The organism is Streptomyces sp. CB01373, assembly GCF_002803075.1.
GTDB lineage: Bacteria > Actinomycetota > Actinomycetes > Streptomycetales > Streptomycetaceae > Streptomyces.
Genome location: NZ_NNBK01000004.1, coordinates 310,705 through 326,572, shown reverse-complemented (window position 1 = coordinate 326,572; position 15,868 = coordinate 310,705). Strand labels below are relative to the sequence as shown.

Below are 15,868 nucleotides of genomic sequence, written 5' to 3'. Positions count from 1 at the left end.
GCGGTCGTCGCGGAGCTGGACCTGGCGACCAGCTCCGCCGGCGTTCCTGGAGTCCGGAGCGCTGGAGTACCTCCGTGAAGGTGATCTTCTCCTCGGCCCGTTCGGCGGTGACCTCGGAGAGAGCGCGGACGCCGAGAAAGGTGGTTCGCCCTTCCGTCGTCCGAGAGTCGCGCCCAGGAACCAAGAAGGACCGGTACGAGGCGGGCAGCGTCTTCCACGAGCTCGGGCCCACGTACGACCAGGCACAGGCCTGACGGACCGGGGCGACGGCCTCGTCCGTGAACTGATCCACTGACTGTTCGTCACCGCCCGGTTTCTGATAGTTGTTTCAGCGGGGTACGGGCGCATGCCCGTGGCGGTGTCCCCCGGCACCGCAGGGAGGACGCACATGAGCACCACCACTCGGGACGAGATCCTCGCCGGCGAGCAGCGGGCGGTGGACCACGCGTACGACTGCTACACCACGAAACTGGCTGAACTGAGCGGTACCTCGGCCGCCACCGCCTCGGCGAGCGGCAAGGACGGGATCGCCAACCGGGCCGAGGCGGAGGCTCGCGCTGCGGCCTACGGAGGGCTCGGCGACGAAGCCCTGGTCTTCTCCCGTGTCGACGCGCCGGAGGACCCGGGAGGAGATCCCCGTCCCTGGTACATCGGGCGCCGCGGCGTGCACGACGCCTCGCACGAGCCGGTGGTCCTGCTGTGGACCAGCCCCCTGGCGAAGAAGTGGATCGAGACCCGACCCGAGAATCCGGGCGAGGTGGTCCTGCGTCGGCAGCTCCGCTGCGTACGGCGGATCGTAGAGAGTTACTTCGACGAGATCTCCAAGCCGACGCCCGCTCCCCTGCCCTTGGCCGTGCCCGCCGCCGCACCCGAGCCCGCCGCCGCACCCGAGCCCGCCGCCGTACCGAAGCCCCGTCAGGCCGCCGACGACAGCGCGGCGGAGGAGACGGACACGTCCCCCTCACCGGGGCGTATGCCGACCCCCACCCCCGGCGATGTCGTACGACGCCGGCGGCGGAAGGCGCTCCAGCCGGACGACTTCCTGCTGCGGGAGCTCCAGCGGTCGCGCGGCGGTCGAATGCGGGACATCGTCGAGACCATCCGCCGTGACCAGATGGAGCTGGTCACCGGCTCGCCCTCGGACATTCTCGTCGTGCAGGGCGGCCCCGGTACCGGCAAGTCGGCCGTCGGTCTCCACCGGGTGACCTGGCTCGTCAACAACGAGCACTTCAAGGCCCAGGACATCCTCGTCATCGGCCCTCACCAGCGGTTCCTCGACTATGTCGGACAGGTCCTCCCCACGCTCGGCACCCGGGACGTCAACGCCGTCCAACTGGACCGCCTGTGGGAGGGCGAGCTCCTCGGCACCGACTCCCCGAAGGCGCGCCTCGTCAAGTCGGACAAACGCATGGCGGCCGTGCTGCGGCGCCGCGTCGAGAGCGACTACCGCCCCGAGGCTCTCGACGCCCTCACCGTCGCCCCCTCCTTCGAGGGCGACGAGCCCGCGATCGTCGTCACCGCCGGCAGTACGACCCTTCGCGTGCCGAAGTCCGAGGTCCTCGCCCTCCTCGACCGGGCCCACACCGGCGACGGGCCCTTCCGGGAGCGGCGCGACCGTTTCCGCGGCCTCCTCGTCGACCGGCTCCTGCGGGAGCTCGCCGACATCGCGCCGCGCCGCGGGCAGGCCGGCACGATCCGCCGCGACCTGGAACGCAACCGCCGGGTCGAGCGCCTCGTCGAACGCCTCTGGCCGTCCCCCGGTGCCCGGGAGGCCCTGCGCAGCCTCTACGACTCGGCCGACCTCCTGCGGGACTGCGCCGACGGCATCCTCGACGAGGACGAGCAGGCGGCCCTGCTGCGGGCTCGCGCCGCCAGCGCCGACGCCGATCCGTGGACCCTCGACGACCACGTCTGTCTCGAAGAGCTCCGGGTGCTGATCAGCGGCGACACCCCACCGCGATACGGCCACATCGTCGTCGACGAGGCCCAGGACCTCACGCCCATGCAGGCCCGCTCCCTGCGGCGGCGCTCCGCCGTCGGCGGCTCCATGACCGTCCTGGGCGACCTCGCGCAGGCGACGGACGCCCACAGCCCGACGAGCTGGGACCTGCTCGGCGCACTCCTCTCCGACCACGGCGACTGGAGCGTCGCCCAGCTCACCACCAGCTACCGCGTCCCCGCCGAGATCATGGAGTTCGTCGCCCCTCTCGCACGGACGATCGCCCCGACCCTGCCGTACCCGCAGGCTGTCCGGGAGGCGGGAGCGGACGCCGTACGGACCGTGGCGACCGAGCCGTGGAAGCTGCTCGACGACACCGTCGCCCATGTGGCCCGGCTCATGGGAACCAGCGACGGCAGCACCCCCCGCTCCGTGGCCGTCATCGTTCCCGACGACTCGGACTGGCTGGACGCCATCAGCCGCAGGATCGCCGAGAACGGCGACATCGGCGAGCGGAACCACGAGGCCGTATCCGTGCTGGCCGCGGCCCAGGTCAAGGGCATGGAGTACGACCACGTCCTGGTCGTCGAGCCCGCCACGATCGCCGACCGCGGTCCCGCCGGGCTGCGCCAGTTGTACGTGGCCCTCACCCGCAGCACCCAGAGTCTGACCGTCCTGCACACCGCCCCGCTGCCGGAGGCGCTCACCGCTTCCGGGGCCCCCCAGGCACCGACGGTGTCCGATGTCCAGCCGGAGGGCGGCGGAGTCGGAAGGCTTCCCCGGATCGGTACCGATGTCCGGGTCGAGGTCGTGGACCGGGCCCCTGGCGGTCGCTACAAGGTCAAGCCGTTGTCGCCGCTGATCGACCGACCGCTCGTCCTCACCGTCCGCCACGGATCGGTCTCCCCGCTACGGGGCGAGAAGCTGGACTGCTGGGTGTTCGCCAACGAGACGACCCAGACGGTGCTCACCGCCGACCAGCGCGGCCGGTCGCCCATTTCGGAGCGGATGGCAGGGCGCTACCTCGCGGCATTGGACGTTCTCGGAGAACTGACCGGGAGCGACGACAACGTTCCCGACGCCCGCAGCCGTCTCTCCGAGCTCCAGGGCATGGCCAACCGCATCCTCCGACGGGACCAGGCCGACTGGGTCAGCGTGCTTCACCTGTTCGGCGATCCGGACAGAGAACGACTCGGAGTACTTCGCGACCTCGCCGCGACGACCAACCGTGCGCTCAAGGAGGGCACTTTCGACGTGGGCCAGCTCGCGGAGGGGCTGGCGGCCTCCGGCTGGCCGGGGCCTCTCGCTGAAGCGCGGCGAGAGCTCCAGGAGCGCTTCGACACGGCGACGGAACCGAACTCCGACGGCGCGGTCCCCGTCGCCCCGTCGCAACCCGCTCAGCCCGCTCAGAAGGAAGACGTGCAGATGATCACTGCGGACACCGCCGCAACACCGGCCGCGACCGCGAAGAACGGATTCCTTCGCGCCCTGGAGACGGCAGCCGGCACCGACCGCGCGTGCAAGAAGCACGAAGCGGTCCGGCACGCGCTGAAGGCATCACTCCTCTGGGCGGACCTCCAGCCGGACGACTCACCGGTCGTCGACGTCAGTTGCGTCACCCAGCACGGTCTCTTCCTCTACGAGGCCCTGGGCGCGGGCTGCTCCACCTATGCGGACCTGCGCTCGGGCGCGACCCGCCTGCTCGAGATCAATCACACGCTGCCCGCGCCGGCCGACGGTCTCTACCTAGTTCTCTCCGAACCACCCGCCGAGGACTGGTCCGTCGACACGATTCGCGACATCTTCCGTGTCAATGTCATCTGGCGCAGCCCGGCCGGCTGGGGTGGCGAGAACGCAGACGTCGCTTTCGGCTCCTCCGGGGGTGAGTGACTGTCAATAGTTGTCGATCAGTTCGCTCCCGCGCCCCGCAAGGAAATCGCTGCCAGAGGGCGCTCACAAGGTCAGCGTGGGGGCTCGCGGAGCCGCCGACGCCCTCCCGGTCAGCCGGTACGGCGGATCAGGGCCAGGTACATCGCGTCGGTTCCGTGCAGATGCGGCCACAGCTGTACGTCGGGGCCGTCGCCGAGGGCCCCGACGCCCGGCAGCAGGGGGCGGGCGTCGATCAGCTCGGTCTCGGGGAACTGCTTGAGCACGTCGCCGACCACGGCACGGGTCTCGGCCAGGTGCGGGGAGCAGGTCGCGTAGCCGACCACACCGCCGACGCGCACCGACTCCAGGGCCGTGCGCAGCAGGCCGCGCTGGAGCGGGGCGAAGCTGTCCAGGTCCTCCGGTCGGCGCCGCCACCGGGCCTCGGGACGCCTGCGCAGGGCACCGAGGCCGGTGCAGGGGACGTCGACGAGGACACGGTCGAAACTGCCGGGCCGCCAGGCGGGGCGCGTGCCGTCGGCGGCGATCACCTGGTACGGACCGGGGTTGCCCGCCAGTGCCTTGGCCACGAGCCCGGCCCGGTGGGGCTGCTTCTCGGAGGCGAGCAGGACGGCTCCGCGCTCGGCGGCCAGCGCGGCCAGCAGGGCCGCCTTGCCGCCGGGGCCCGCGCATCCGTCGAGCCACTTGCCGTCGGGGCCGTCGAGGGGCGCGTTCGCCAGGGCGAGCGCGACGAGCTGGCTGCCCTCGTCCTGGACGCCGGCCCGGCCCTCCCGTACCGCGTCCACGGCGCCGGGTTCGCCACCCTCGGTCAGCCGCACCGCGTACGGCGACCAGCGGCCCGGCACCGCGGCCTCCTCGCGCAGCAGCTCCTCGGTGGTGGCCCGTCCGGGCCGGGCGACCAGCGTGACCTCCGGCCGCTCGTTGTCGGCCTCCAGCAGGTCCTCGATCCCGGCGCGTGGGCCGCCGAGGGAGTCCCACAGGGCGGAGACGACCCAGCGGGGGTGGGAGTGGACGACGGCGAGGTGGTCCTCGGGGTCGTCGTCGTAGGGCGGGGCGACCTTCTCCAGCCATCCGTCGAGATCGTTCTGCGCGACCTTGCGGAGCACGGCGTTGACGAACTTGGCCCGCCCGTCGCCGAGGACGACCCGGGCGAGCTCGACGGTGGCGGACACCGCGGCGTGGCTCGGGATGCGCGTTCCGAGCAGCTGGTGGGCGCCGAGCGACAGCACGTCCAGGACGGGCGGGTCCACCTCCCGCAGCGGGCGGTCGATGCAGGCCTCGATGACCGCGTCGTACGTTCCCTGGCGGCGCAGCGTGCCGTACACCAGCTCGGTGGCCAGCGCGGCGTCACGGCCGTCGAAATCGCCCTTCTCGCGTGCCTTGCGCAGCAGCGGGGGCAGGACGAGGTTGGCGTAGGCGTCCCGCTCGTCCACGGCGCGCAGCGCCTCGAAGGCGAGGATGCGGACGGGGTCCTTCTGGGGCCGGCGGTAGGGCTTGGCGGGCCTGCGGGGCCGACGGGTGTCGCTCACGAAAAAGGTGCTCCGGTTGTCTGGGTGCGCCGCGCTCGGACACGCGGTGCTCCCAGCCTACGTCCCGGTTCGTGCCGCCCGGTCAGCCCCCGAGGGTCTCGCCCTCGGCGATGCGCGCACCGCGCGCCCAGTCCGCCGCCCGCATCGGCTTCTTGCCCTGCGCCTGCACCCACAGCAGCTCGACGGCGTACGAGCCGGTGCCGACGTGGACGTCGTTCTTGCCGACGGCGAGCGCGCCCGGGGCGAGGTCGGTGCGCTGCGGCGCCGGGGCGGCGTGGATCAGCTTGAGCCGCTCGCCGCGGAACGTGGTCCAGGCGCCGGGCGCCGGTGTGCAGCCGCGTACCACGCGGTCCACGCGCAGGGCGGGGGCCGTCCAGTCGACCCGGGCGTCCTCGACGGTGATCTTGGGGGCGAGGGTGACGCCCTCGGCCGGCTGCGGCACGGCCTTGAGGGTGCCGTCCTCGATGCCGTCCATGGTCGCGGCGAGCAGCCCGGCGCCGGCGAGGGCGAGCCGGGTGAGCAGGTCGCCGCTGGTGTCGGTGGGCCGGATCATCTCGGTGACGGTGCCGTAGACCGGGCCGGAGTCGAGTCCTTCCTCGATGAGGAAGGTGGAGGCGCCGGTGATCTCGTCCCCGGCCATGAGCGAGTGCTGCGCGGGGGCGGCGCCGCGCCAGGCGGGCAGCAGCGAGAAGTGCAGGTTGACCCAGCCGTGGGCGGGGATGTCGAGGGCCACCCTGGGCAGCAGGGCGCCGTAGGCGACGACCGGGCAGCAGTCCGGGGCGATCTCCCTCAGCCGCTCCAGGAACTCCGGGTCCCGCGGCTTGAGCGGCTTGAGCACCTCGATCCCGGCCTCCTCCGCCCGTTCGGCCACCGGGCTCGCGACCAGCCTGCGCCCGCGTCCGGCCGGTGCGTCGGGCCTGGTGACGACGGCGGCCACCTCGTGCCGCCCGGCGGCGAGCAGTGCGTCCAGAGCGGGAACGGCGACCTCGGGGGTACCGGCGAAGACGAGCTTCATGGGGTGGCTTGGGCCTCTCGGGCGGGATGGACGGCGGGCAGCGCACCAGTCTATGACCACGTGCTGGCCGCGCAGCGCGCGTCCGGCGCACAGGGGCGTACGTATGTGTCCCTACGCCCCCACACCGTGACCCGTGGAGCGCGAGCGCGTTGGTCAAGAAAGAGTTGACCACAGCGGGCCGCTGTTCGGCCCGATTCCTTTCAACGCCGGTTCGAGAGGCTTGTTCATGGCCGACCACGCAACCCACGACGCCCAGGCCCGGGCCAGCCTTCACTTGCTGGTGCGGGACATCGAGCGGGTCCGCCGGCAGGTGGACGCGCTGCGCACGCTCACCGCCCAGCTTGGCAACGTCTACCGCCCGCGCCGCTCCGGCCCCTCCACGGGCTTCGTCGTCTACGGACGTGCCCCCGCCCCGACCGTCCGTCTCGCCCAGGAGCTGCGGGACAGCGTCGAGACCCTGGTGACGGCCGCCGTGGACTTCGACCGCTCGCTCGGCTTCTCGTGGGACGCCGTGGGCTCGGCCCTCGGTGTCACCAAGCAGGCGGTCCACCGGCGCTACGGCGCCCGCCGCGCGGCGGCCCAGGCGGCGGCCGAGGCCGAGCGGGCCCCGGACCCGGCGGGCACCCGTGCGGTCAATGTCGGCGCCGGCATCCCCACGGTCCCCGCGGCCCGCTCCATGCCCACCCAGCCGACGGCCGGCAGCCCGGTCTTCCGCGACGACCCCCGCCCCACTGCCTTCCCCGGCCCTCGCAACGGCTGACCCCCCTTTCCCCCGGCCGCCTGTGCCCTCCCGGCCGGCACCCCCGGGAGGGCACAGGCGGAAGCGTCAGCCGATGTCCGGTGGGTCGATGCGGATCCAGATCGGTTCGGCAGTTCCGCGGGCCAGGCGGGCCGCCTGGGCGGACTTCAGGGCGAAGGCCAAGGCGGCCCCGGTGCCGGGCGGAACGCGGATCAGGGCGCGCGTCCAGTACTCGCCGGGTGGGGGCGCACCGGAGCGGCGGGGGCGGCCGGCAGGCGTGACCGGCAGCGGGACAGGTCCCAGCACCTCTGCCTCCCGCGGTAGTTCGACGGTGCGGAGGAAGTCCGACACCGCCTCCGCCGGGCCCGACACGGCCGCCATGCGGGACACCGGCGGGAACCCCAGTTCGGCGCGCTCGGACAGCTCCCGCAGGGCGTGGCCGACGGGGTCCCAGCGCACCAGCGCCTGCACCGGCCGCAGGGTCGGTTCGGCCACGACGACCACGGTGCCGCCCTCCGGCTGCGGCCGGACCAGCGCGGCGGCCGCTGTCCACCGCCGCAGCGCGTCCTCACCGGCGCGCAGATCGGGCCGCCCGAGCATGGCCCAGCCGTCCAGGAGCAGCGCCGCCGCGTACCCGCCCTCGGCGACCGGCTCCGCGCCCGGGGTGCTCACCACCAGCGCCGGTGTCCCCGGCACCGTGTCCAGCACATGCTCGCGCCCCGAGGTCCGCACCGGCACGGACGGGAACGCCCGGCCCAGTTCCTCGGCGGTCCGCCGCGCCCCGACGATCTGGGCCCGCAGCCGGAACGAGCCGCACTCCGGGCAGTGCCAGGCCGGCTCCTCCCGGCCGCACCAGCCGCAGCCGAGCGCCCCGGCGTCCTGCCCCTGGAGGGGGCCCGCGCAGTGCCGGCACCGCGCGGGCTCCCGGCACTGCGCGCAGGCCATCCGCGGTACGTAGCCCCGGCGGGGCACCTGCACCAGCACGGGCCCGTGCCGCAGCCCTTCCCTGGCCGCCTGCCAGGCGAGCGAGGGCAGCCGGGCCGCCCGCGCGGCCTCGTCCCGGGCGAGTTCGGCGTCGCCCACCGTGCGCACGAGCGGAGCCGCCCGCCGCACCTGTTCCCTCGCGGCGACGAGCGAGCCGGCCCAGCCGCTCTCGACGAGCTGCGCCGCCTCCACCGTGCAGCTCCAACCGCCCAGCAGGAAGCCGCACTTGTCCTGTGCGGCGCGCAGCAGCAGCACCTCGCGGGCGTGCGGCTGCGGCGCGTGCTGCTCGCTGTGGCTGTCGTCCCCGTCGTCCCACAGGGCGACCAGGCCGAGGTCCCGCACGGGCGCGAACATGGCGGCCCGGGTGCCGACGACGGCCCGCACCGAGCCCCGGCGTACGGCGAGCCACTGCCGGTACCGCTTCTCCGGCCCCGCGTCGGCGGTGAGCAGCGCGTGCCGTCCCTCGCCGAGGAGGGCCGTCAGCGCGGCGTCGACCCGGGCGGCGGCCCGCCCGTCCGGGACGACGACGAGCGCGCCGCGTCCCGAGGCGAGCGCGGCGGCGACGGCGCGGGCCAGTTCCTCGCTCCACTCGGGTCCGGGCAGCGCGTTCCACACGGCACGCGGCGAGCCGCCCGCGGCCAGGGCGCGCACGAACGCGGCCCCCCGTTCGTAACGGGCCCAGGAGCCCGCGTCGGGTGCGGACGGCGGCGGCAGCGGTGCGGGCGAGGGCCGATCCTCGGCGCGCGCCCTGCGCGGCGGCACGGCGAGTTGGAGCACGTCGGCGAGGCTGCCCGCGTACCGGTCGGCGACGGCCCGGGCCAGGCCGAGCAGCTCCTCGCCGAGCACGGGCTCGGGCGAGACGACCTGGGCGAGCGCCGCGAGCGGCCCCGCGTAGTCGGACTCGGCCCGGCGCTCGATCAGGTACCCGTCGATGAGTCCGCCGCCCTCGCGCCGCCCCTCGCGCACCCGGTGCCGTCCGGCTCCGAACCGCACGCGCACGCGCACTCCGGGCTGTGCGTCCGCGTCCAGTTCGGCGGGTACGGCGTAGTCGAAGTACCGGTCGAGGTGCAGTGCGCCCTTGTCGACCAGTACGCGCGCCACGGGCAGTCGACCGGCGAGCTCGGCACCGCGCCAGGTGCGCGGCTTGGCCCGTGGCTCCTTCGCCTTGCGCACGGTCTCCCGGATGAGCGCAAGCTGCTCCGGCGGCGCCCCCGCGGCCCCGCCGTCCCCCGTCCCGTTCTCGCTGCTCACGCTTGCATTCTTACCAAACGGGACCGACAACCGACGGCGAGCGAGGCCCGGACCCACATGGGGTCCGGGCCTCGCTCAGGTCTCGCGGCGGCCGGGGGCCTTGTGGCCCCGGTCCTACAGACCCGCCGCCTCGCGCAGCGCGTCCACGCGGTCGGTGCGCTCCCAGGTGAAGTCGGGCAGCTCACGGCCGAAGTGGCCGTACGCGGCGGTCTGGGCGTAGATCGGGCGGAGCAGGTCGAGGTCGCGGATGATGGCGGCCGGACGCAGGTCGAAGACCTCGTCGATCGCCTTCTCGATCTTCTCGGGCTCCACCTTGTGGGTGCCGAAGGTCTCCACGAACAGGCCCACCGGCTCGGCCTTGCCGATCGCGTAGGCGACCTGGACCTCGCAGCGGGCGGCCAGACCGGCCGCCACCACGTTCTTGGCGACCCAGCGCATCGCGTACGCGGCCGAGCGGTCCACCTTGGACGGGTCCTTGCCGGAGAAGGCACCGCCGCCGTGCCGGGCCATGCCGCCGTAGGTGTCGATGATGATCTTGCGGCCGGTCAGGCCCGCGTCACCCATCGGGCCGCCGATCTCGAACCGGCCGGTGGGGTTGACCAGCAGCCGGTAGCCCTCGGTGTCCAGCTTGATGCCGTCGTCCAGCAGCGCCTTCAGCTCCGGCTCGACGACGAACTCGCGGATGTCGGGCGCCAGCAGCGAGTCCAGGTCGATGTCGGAGGCGTGCTGCGAGGAGACCACCACGGTGTCCAGGCGGACCGCCTTGTCGCCGTCGTACTCGATGGTGACCTGGGTCTTGCCGTCCGGACGCAGGTAGGGGATCGTGCCGTTCTTGCGCACGTCCGACAGGCGCTTGGACAGCCGGTGCGCCAGGAAGATCGGCAGCGGCATCAGCGTCGGCGTCTCGTCTGAGGCGTAGCCGAACATCAGGCCCTGGTCGCCCGCGCCCTGCTGGTCCAGTTCGTCGAACTCGTCACCCGCGGCGCCACCGTCGACCCGGGACTCGTACGCCGTGTCCACGCCCTGGGCGATGTCCGGGGACTGCGCGCCGATGGAGACGGACACGCCGCAGGAGGCGCCGTCGAAGCCCTTCTTGGAGGAGTCGTAGCCGATCTCGAGGATCTTGTCGCGGACCAGGGTCGCGATGTCCGCGTAGGTCTTGGTGGTGACCTCGCCGGCCACGTGCACCAGGCCGGTGGTGATCAGTGTCTCCACGGCGACCCGGGAGGTCGGGTCCTCGCGCAGAAGCGCGTCGAGAATGGTGTCGCTGATCTGGTCAGCGATCTTGTCGGGGTGACCCTCGGTCACGGACTCCGAGGTGAACAGGCGACGGGACACAACGCTCCCTGGGGTTGCAGCGGCTGCTGGCTGATCATTGGCGGACGGGCACGGGGCTGCGCCTGGCGTCGTCCGAGAACAGTTTATCGGTCGCGCTCGGCCGCCGGCCCACCTGTCTCGCCTCTCGGGAGCGCTGTGACCTGCGGCACGGGCATTGTGCCGAAGCCCGGCGACCTTGGCCAGAGTCGCCACGCGCCGGGCTTCGAAGTTCGGCGGGGCCGTACGGGCCGGGGGCGCTCAGCCGAGCCGGGCGGCCACCAGGTCCCACACGGTCTCGGCCAGGGCCTCCTTCGGTCCGTGCGGCACGGGTGTCTCGACGCCGTCGGCGGCCAGCACCACGGCCTCGTTGTCCTCCGCGCCGAAGGTCCTGCGCTCCCCCACCTCGTTGACCACGAGCAGGTCGCAGCCCTTGCGGGCGAGCTTTTTGCGCCCGTTGGCGAGGACGTCGTCGGTCTCGGCGGCGAATCCCACGATCACCTGTCCGGGCCGGGCCCGTTCGGCTGAAATCTCGGCGAGGATGTCCGGATTCCGCACCAGCGCGACGGGCTCGGGGTCCTCGCCGTCCTTCTTCTTGATCTTGCCGGTCGCGTAGGCCGCCGGACGGAAGTCGGCGACCGCGGCGGCCATGACCACCGCGTCGGCGTCCGCCGCGGCCTTCAGCACGGCCTCCCGCAGCTGCACGGCCGTACCGACCCGGACGAGGTCCACGCCCGCCGGGTCCGGCAGGGCGGTATTGGCGGCGACGAGCGTGACCCGGGCTCCGCGGGCCGCCGCCGTCCGGGCGAGGGCGTAGCCCTGCTTGCCCGAGGAGCGGTTGCCGAGGAAGCGGACGGGGTCGAGGGGTTCGCGGGTGCCGCCGGCGCTGACGACGACGTGCCGTCCGGCGAGGTCGGGCTCGATCGCGCCCCGGGCCAGCACACGGCGGCAGACCTCGAAGATCTCCGCCGGTTCCGGCAGCCGGCCCTTGCCGGTGTCGACGCCGGTCAGCCGGCCGACCGCCGGTTCGATGACGACGGCGCCGCGGCGGCGCAGCGTCGCCACGTTGTCCTGGGTGGCCGGGTGCTCCCACATCTCGGTGTGCATCGCGGGGGCGAAGACCACCGGGCAGCGGGCGGTGAGCAGGGTGTTGGTCAGCAGGTCGTCGGCGAGGCCGTGGGCGGCTTTGGCGAGCATGTCGGCGGTGGCGGGGGCGACGACCACCAGGTCGGCCTGCTGCCCGATGCGCACGTGCGGGACCTCGTGGACGTCGTCCCAGACCTCGGTGGAGACGGGGTGGCCGGACAGGGCCGACCAGGTCGCGGCGCCGACGAAGTGCAGCGCGGAGGCGGTCGGCACCACGCGCACGTCGTGACCGGACTCGGTCAGCCTGCGCAGCAGCTCGCACGCCTTGTAGGCGGCGATGCCGCCAGCGACCCCCAGAACGACCTTGGGCTTGCTCACCGGGCCTCCCCTCACTCGACACACGTACGCCGCGGCTCGTCGGCGTACGCGTCCATGCTGCATCATCGCGGGACCGGCTCCCGCACCCCCCCGAGCACACCACAGGCCCGGCAGTCGCGCTGCCGGGCCTGTGGAAAAACCTGCCGCGATCTTCAGATATGAAGAACCGCGGGGACTGCTGGCGGACTACTGACCCGGGCCCTCGATGGCCTCGGACGTCAGCAGACCCGCGTTGATCTCGCGCAGCGCGATGGAGAGCGGCTTCTCGTGGACGTGGGTGTCGACGAGCGGACCGACGTACTCGAGGAGGCCCTCGCCGAGCTGCGAGTAGTACGCGTTGATCTGGCGGGCCCGCTTGGCCGCGTAGATCACGAGGCTGTACTTCGAGTCAGTGGCCTCGAGGAGCTCGTCGATCGGCGGGTTGATGATGCCCTCGGGCGCGGAGATGGAAGAGGACACGCTCTACCTTCCGATGGATGGGAAAGAATCAGTTCGGTGCGACCGTCACGTTCACTGTCACGATCACACAACGTCCATCAAGGCTAGCAGCTCGCGAGCCACGTCCTCGACGGAGGTGTTGACCAGGGTCTCGTCGAACTCCGGTTCGGCCGCGAGTTCGATCTTCGCCGCCTCCAGTCGCCGTTCGATGACCTCGGGCGGCTCGGTCCCCCGCCCGGTGAGCCTGCGCACGAGTTCCTCCCAGGAGGGAGGAGCCAGGAACACCAGCCGGCCCTCGGGCATGGACTCACGGACCTGCCGGGCGCCCTGGAGGTCGATCTCCAGCAGCACCGGCACACCCGTCTCCAGGTGCTCCAGCACGGCGGCGCGCGGGGTGCCGTAGCGGTTGCCCGCGAACTCGGCCCATTCCAGCAGCTCGCCGTTGGCGATCATCTTGTCCATCTCGTCGTCGGTGACGAAGAAGTAGTGGACGCCGTGCTGCTCACCGGGGCGGGGCTTGCGGGTCGTCGCCGACACCGACAGCCAGACCTCGGGGTGTTCCTTGCGCATATGGGCGACGACCGTGCTCTTGCCGACCCCTGAGGGGCCGGAGAGCACGGTCAGCCGCGGACGTGCGTCCGGGGGTACGGGGGTCGCGCCCCGGGGTGTTACAGCCATGCGCCGATTATTCCAGCAATCGCGCAGTGCCCGGCACTCCGGCCCCAAGCCCCCGGATTCAGGAGCCGGTACTGCCGAACTCGCGCTCCAGGGAGGCGATCTGGTTGGACCCGAGGCCGCGCACGCGGCGGCTCTCGGAGATGCCGAGCCGCTCCATGATCTGCTTGGCGCGGACCTTGCCCACGCCCGGCAGGGACTCAAGGAGCGCGGAGACCTTCATCTTGCCGATGACGTCGTTCTCCTGGCCCTGCTTGATGACCTCGTGCAGGGAGGCGCCGGAGTGCTTGAGTCGATTCTTGACCTCGGCCCGCTCCCGGCGAGCCGCGGCGGCCTTTTCGAGCGCGGCTGCGCGCTGTTCAGGGGTTAGGGGCGGAAGAGCCACGCCTACGTCACCTCGGATGTCGAACTGTCGGATACGGACCGGTGAGGAACCTAGTCGCCCCACACCTGGGGAGCCACGAGCAACACGCTTGCCCGTTCTCCCCCACTACCTTGAGGGCGTGGGAGGCGCCCCCACTCGACGGAGACTAGCGGTCCAGTCCGCCGGAGTCAGCGAGAACAGCGGAAAAGTCCTGGTCAGCCTCCGCCAGGCCGGGCATTTAGGACATAATGCCCCGGATTCGAGGATGTATCCAGGCTCGGGCGCGCCCCGGACCGCCCGCCGGGGCACTCAGCCGCCGGTCACCGCGGTCCTGATCTCCTCCGCGAAGCGCTCCGCGGCGTCGCGCAGCGCACCCGCCTCGGGACCGTGACGCAGAACACCCCGGCTGACGCTCGGGACCACGTTGCGCACGGCGGGGCCGAACACCCGGGGAAGGTCGGCCGGCGTCGCTCCCTGCGCGCCGATCCCGGGTGCGAGCAGCGGCCCGCCCATGTCCAGGTCGTACGACGACAGATCGCCCAGCGTGGCCCCCACCACCGCGCCGAAGGAGCCGAGCGGGGCCTGCCCCGCGTTCTCCTCGGCGAGGTGCGCCAGTACGGTCGCGGCGACGCTGCGGCCGTCGGGCCGCACGGCGTGCTGGACCTCGGCGCCCTCCGGGTTGGAGGTCAGCGCCAGCACGAAGAGGCCCGCGCCGCTCTCCCGGGCCAGGTCGACCGCGGGCCTCAGCGACCCGTAGCCGAGGTACGGCGAGACGGTGAGCGCGTCCGAGAACAGGGGCGCGTCCTCGCGCAGGAACGACTCGGCGTAGGCGGACATGGTGGAGCCGATGTCACCGCGCTTGGCGTCCATGACGACCAGCGCACCGGCCGCCCGGGCCTCCTCGACCGACTTCTCCAGCACGGCGAGACCGCGCGAGCCGAAACGCTCGTAGAAGGCGCTCTGCGGCTTCAGGGCGGCCACCCGGCCGGCCAGCGCCTCCACCACGGTGCGGCTGAACCGCTCCAGACCGGCCACGTCGTCGTTCAGGCCCCACTCGGCGAGCAGGGAGGCGTGCGGGTCGATGCCGACGCACAGCGGGCCGCGCTCGTCCATCGCACGGCGCAGCCGCGCGCCGAAGGGTTCCACCGGGCTCATGCCGTCTCCCCTGCCTTCCTCACATCGGCGCCGACCGCGTCGGCGAGCGTGGCGTACGGGCTGGTCCGCAGGCGTGCGGCGAGCCCCTTGTGGATCGCACGGCTCCAGAAGGGCCCCTGGTAGACGAAGGCGCTGTAGCCCTGGACCAGGGTGGCGCCGGCCAGGATGCGCTGCCAGACGTCCTCGGCGTTCTCGATGCCGCCGACGCCGACCAGCGTGACGCGGTCGCCCACGCGCGCGTAGAGGCGGCGCAGCACCTGGAGGGAGCGCGCCTTCAGCGGCGCGCCCGAGAGCCCGCCGGTCTCCTTCACGAGCGAGGGCGCGGACGCCAGCCCGAGTCCCTCGCGCGCGATGGTGGTGTTGGTGGCGATGATCCCGTCCAGGCCCAGCTCCACGGCGAGGTCGGCGACCGCGTCGACGTCCTCGTCGGCGAGGTCCGGCGCGATCTTCACCAGGAGCGGCACCCGGCGCCCGGACACGACCCGGTCGGCGGCCTCGCGCACGGCGGCCAGGAGGGGGCGCAGCGCCTCGGTGGCCTGGAGGTCGCGCAGTCCGGGAGTGTTCGGCGAGGAGACGTTGACGACCAGGTAGTCGGCGTACGGGGCCAGCCGCTCGGCGGACTTCACGTAGTCGCCGACGGCCTCCTCCTCCGGGACGACCTTGGTCTTGCCGATGTTGACGCCCACGACGGTCCTGAACACGGGCGTGCGCGAGGCGAGGCGCGCGGCGACGGCGAGCGAGCCCTCGTTGTTGAAGCCCATGCGGTTGATCAGCGCGCGGTCCTGGACCAGCCGGAACAGCCGCTTCCTCGGGTTGCCGGGCTGCGGCTCGCCCGTGACCGTGCCGATCTCGACGTGGTCGAAGCCGAGCATCGACATCCCGTCGATCGCCACGGCGTTCTTGTCGAAGCCGGCGGCGAGGCCGAAGGGGCCGTGCATCCGCAGCCCGAGGGCCTCGGTGCGCAGTTCCTCGTGGCGGGGGGCGAGGGCGGCGGCGGCGAACGTGCGCAGTACCGGGACGCGGGCGGCGAGCCGGATCCAGCGGAAGGCCAGGTGGTGCGCCTGTTCCGGGTCCATCCGCTGGAAGAACAGACGGAAGAAGAGCTTGTACATCA

Annotated in this window: 12 protein-coding genes; 2 read left to right on the top strand and 10 right to left on the bottom strand. The window is 72.8% G+C overall.

What is annotated here, in order from left to right; genetic code table 11:
* Positions 1–388: 388 nt before the first annotated feature.
* Positions 389–3,829 carry a HelD family protein gene (locus CG719_RS08510; RefSeq protein WP_100567895.1) on the top strand — a complete coding sequence of 1,147 codons (3,441 nt, stop codon included), beginning with the start codon at positions 389–391 and terminating at the stop codon, positions 3,827–3,829.
* A 110-nt stretch (positions 3,830–3,939) separates the two neighbouring features.
* Here CG719_RS08510 and CG719_RS08505 read toward each other — a convergent pair whose 3' ends face one another.
* On the bottom strand, positions 3,940–5,355 hold the full coding sequence (locus tag CG719_RS08505) for an RsmB/NOP family class I SAM-dependent RNA methyltransferase (protein ID WP_100567894.1): 1,416 nt from the start codon (positions 5,353–5,355) through the stop codon (positions 3,940–3,942).
* 82 nt (positions 5,356–5,437) lie between these two features.
* A complete protein-coding gene (gene fmt, locus CG719_RS08500) occupies positions 5,438–6,370 on the bottom strand; it encodes a methionyl-tRNA formyltransferase (protein ID WP_100567893.1) in 933 nt (310 codons plus the stop codon).
* 226 nt (positions 6,371–6,596) lie between these two features.
* Here fmt and CG719_RS08495 point away from each other — a divergent pair, with 226 nt between their 5' ends.
* Complete coding sequence (locus CG719_RS08495) at positions 6,597–7,130, top strand: hypothetical protein (RefSeq protein WP_100567892.1); 534 nt, start codon at positions 6,597–6,599, stop codon at positions 7,128–7,130.
* A gap of 66 nt (positions 7,131–7,196) precedes the next feature.
* Here CG719_RS08495 and CG719_RS08490 read toward each other — a convergent pair whose 3' ends face one another.
* The 8 genes from CG719_RS08490 to CG719_RS08455 all read right to left on the bottom strand — a co-directional run bounded on the left by CG719_RS08490 (position 7,197) and on the right by CG719_RS08455 (position 15,866).
* Positions 7,197–9,344 (bottom strand): primosomal protein N', encoded by a 2,148-nt coding sequence (locus CG719_RS08490; protein WP_100567891.1) that lies wholly within the window; start codon positions 9,342–9,344, stop codon positions 7,197–7,199.
* Between the two features lie 114 nt (positions 9,345–9,458).
* The gene (gene metK / locus CG719_RS08485; protein WP_100567890.1) at positions 9,459–10,682 is read right to left on the bottom strand and encodes a methionine adenosyltransferase; all 1,224 of its coding nucleotides are present in this window, start codon (positions 10,680–10,682) and stop codon (positions 9,459–9,461) included.
* Positions 10,683–10,919: 237 nt separating this feature from the next.
* Positions 10,920–12,122, bottom strand: a complete 1,203-nt coding sequence (coaBC, locus tag CG719_RS08480; protein ID WP_100567889.1) for a bifunctional phosphopantothenoylcysteine decarboxylase/phosphopantothenate--cysteine ligase CoaBC — start codon at positions 12,120–12,122, stop codon at positions 10,920–10,922.
* Between the two features lie 186 nt (positions 12,123–12,308).
* Positions 12,309–12,581, bottom strand: coding sequence for a DNA-directed RNA polymerase subunit omega (gene rpoZ, locus CG719_RS08475; RefSeq protein WP_030577387.1), 273 nt, complete (start codon positions 12,579–12,581; stop codon positions 12,309–12,311).
* A 63-nt stretch (positions 12,582–12,644) separates the two neighbouring features.
* Positions 12,645–13,238, bottom strand: coding sequence for a guanylate kinase (gene gmk, locus CG719_RS08470; RefSeq protein ID WP_100567888.1), 594 nt, complete (start codon positions 13,236–13,238; stop codon positions 12,645–12,647).
* A 58-nt stretch (positions 13,239–13,296) separates the two neighbouring features.
* On the bottom strand, positions 13,297–13,620 hold the full coding sequence (locus CG719_RS08465) for an integration host factor (protein ID WP_003977346.1): 324 nt from the start codon (positions 13,618–13,620) through the stop codon (positions 13,297–13,299).
* Positions 13,621–13,908: 288 nt separating this feature from the next.
* Positions 13,909–14,754, bottom strand: coding sequence for an orotidine-5'-phosphate decarboxylase (gene pyrF / locus CG719_RS08460; protein WP_199836560.1), 846 nt, complete (start codon positions 14,752–14,754; stop codon positions 13,909–13,911).
* Entirely contained in the window at positions 14,751–15,866 is a 1,116-nt protein-coding gene (locus CG719_RS08455; protein ID WP_100567887.1) for a quinone-dependent dihydroorotate dehydrogenase, read from the bottom strand. The genes pyrF and CG719_RS08455 overlap by 4 nt, the downstream gene beginning before the upstream one ends.
* Positions 15,867–15,868 lie beyond the last annotated feature (2 nt).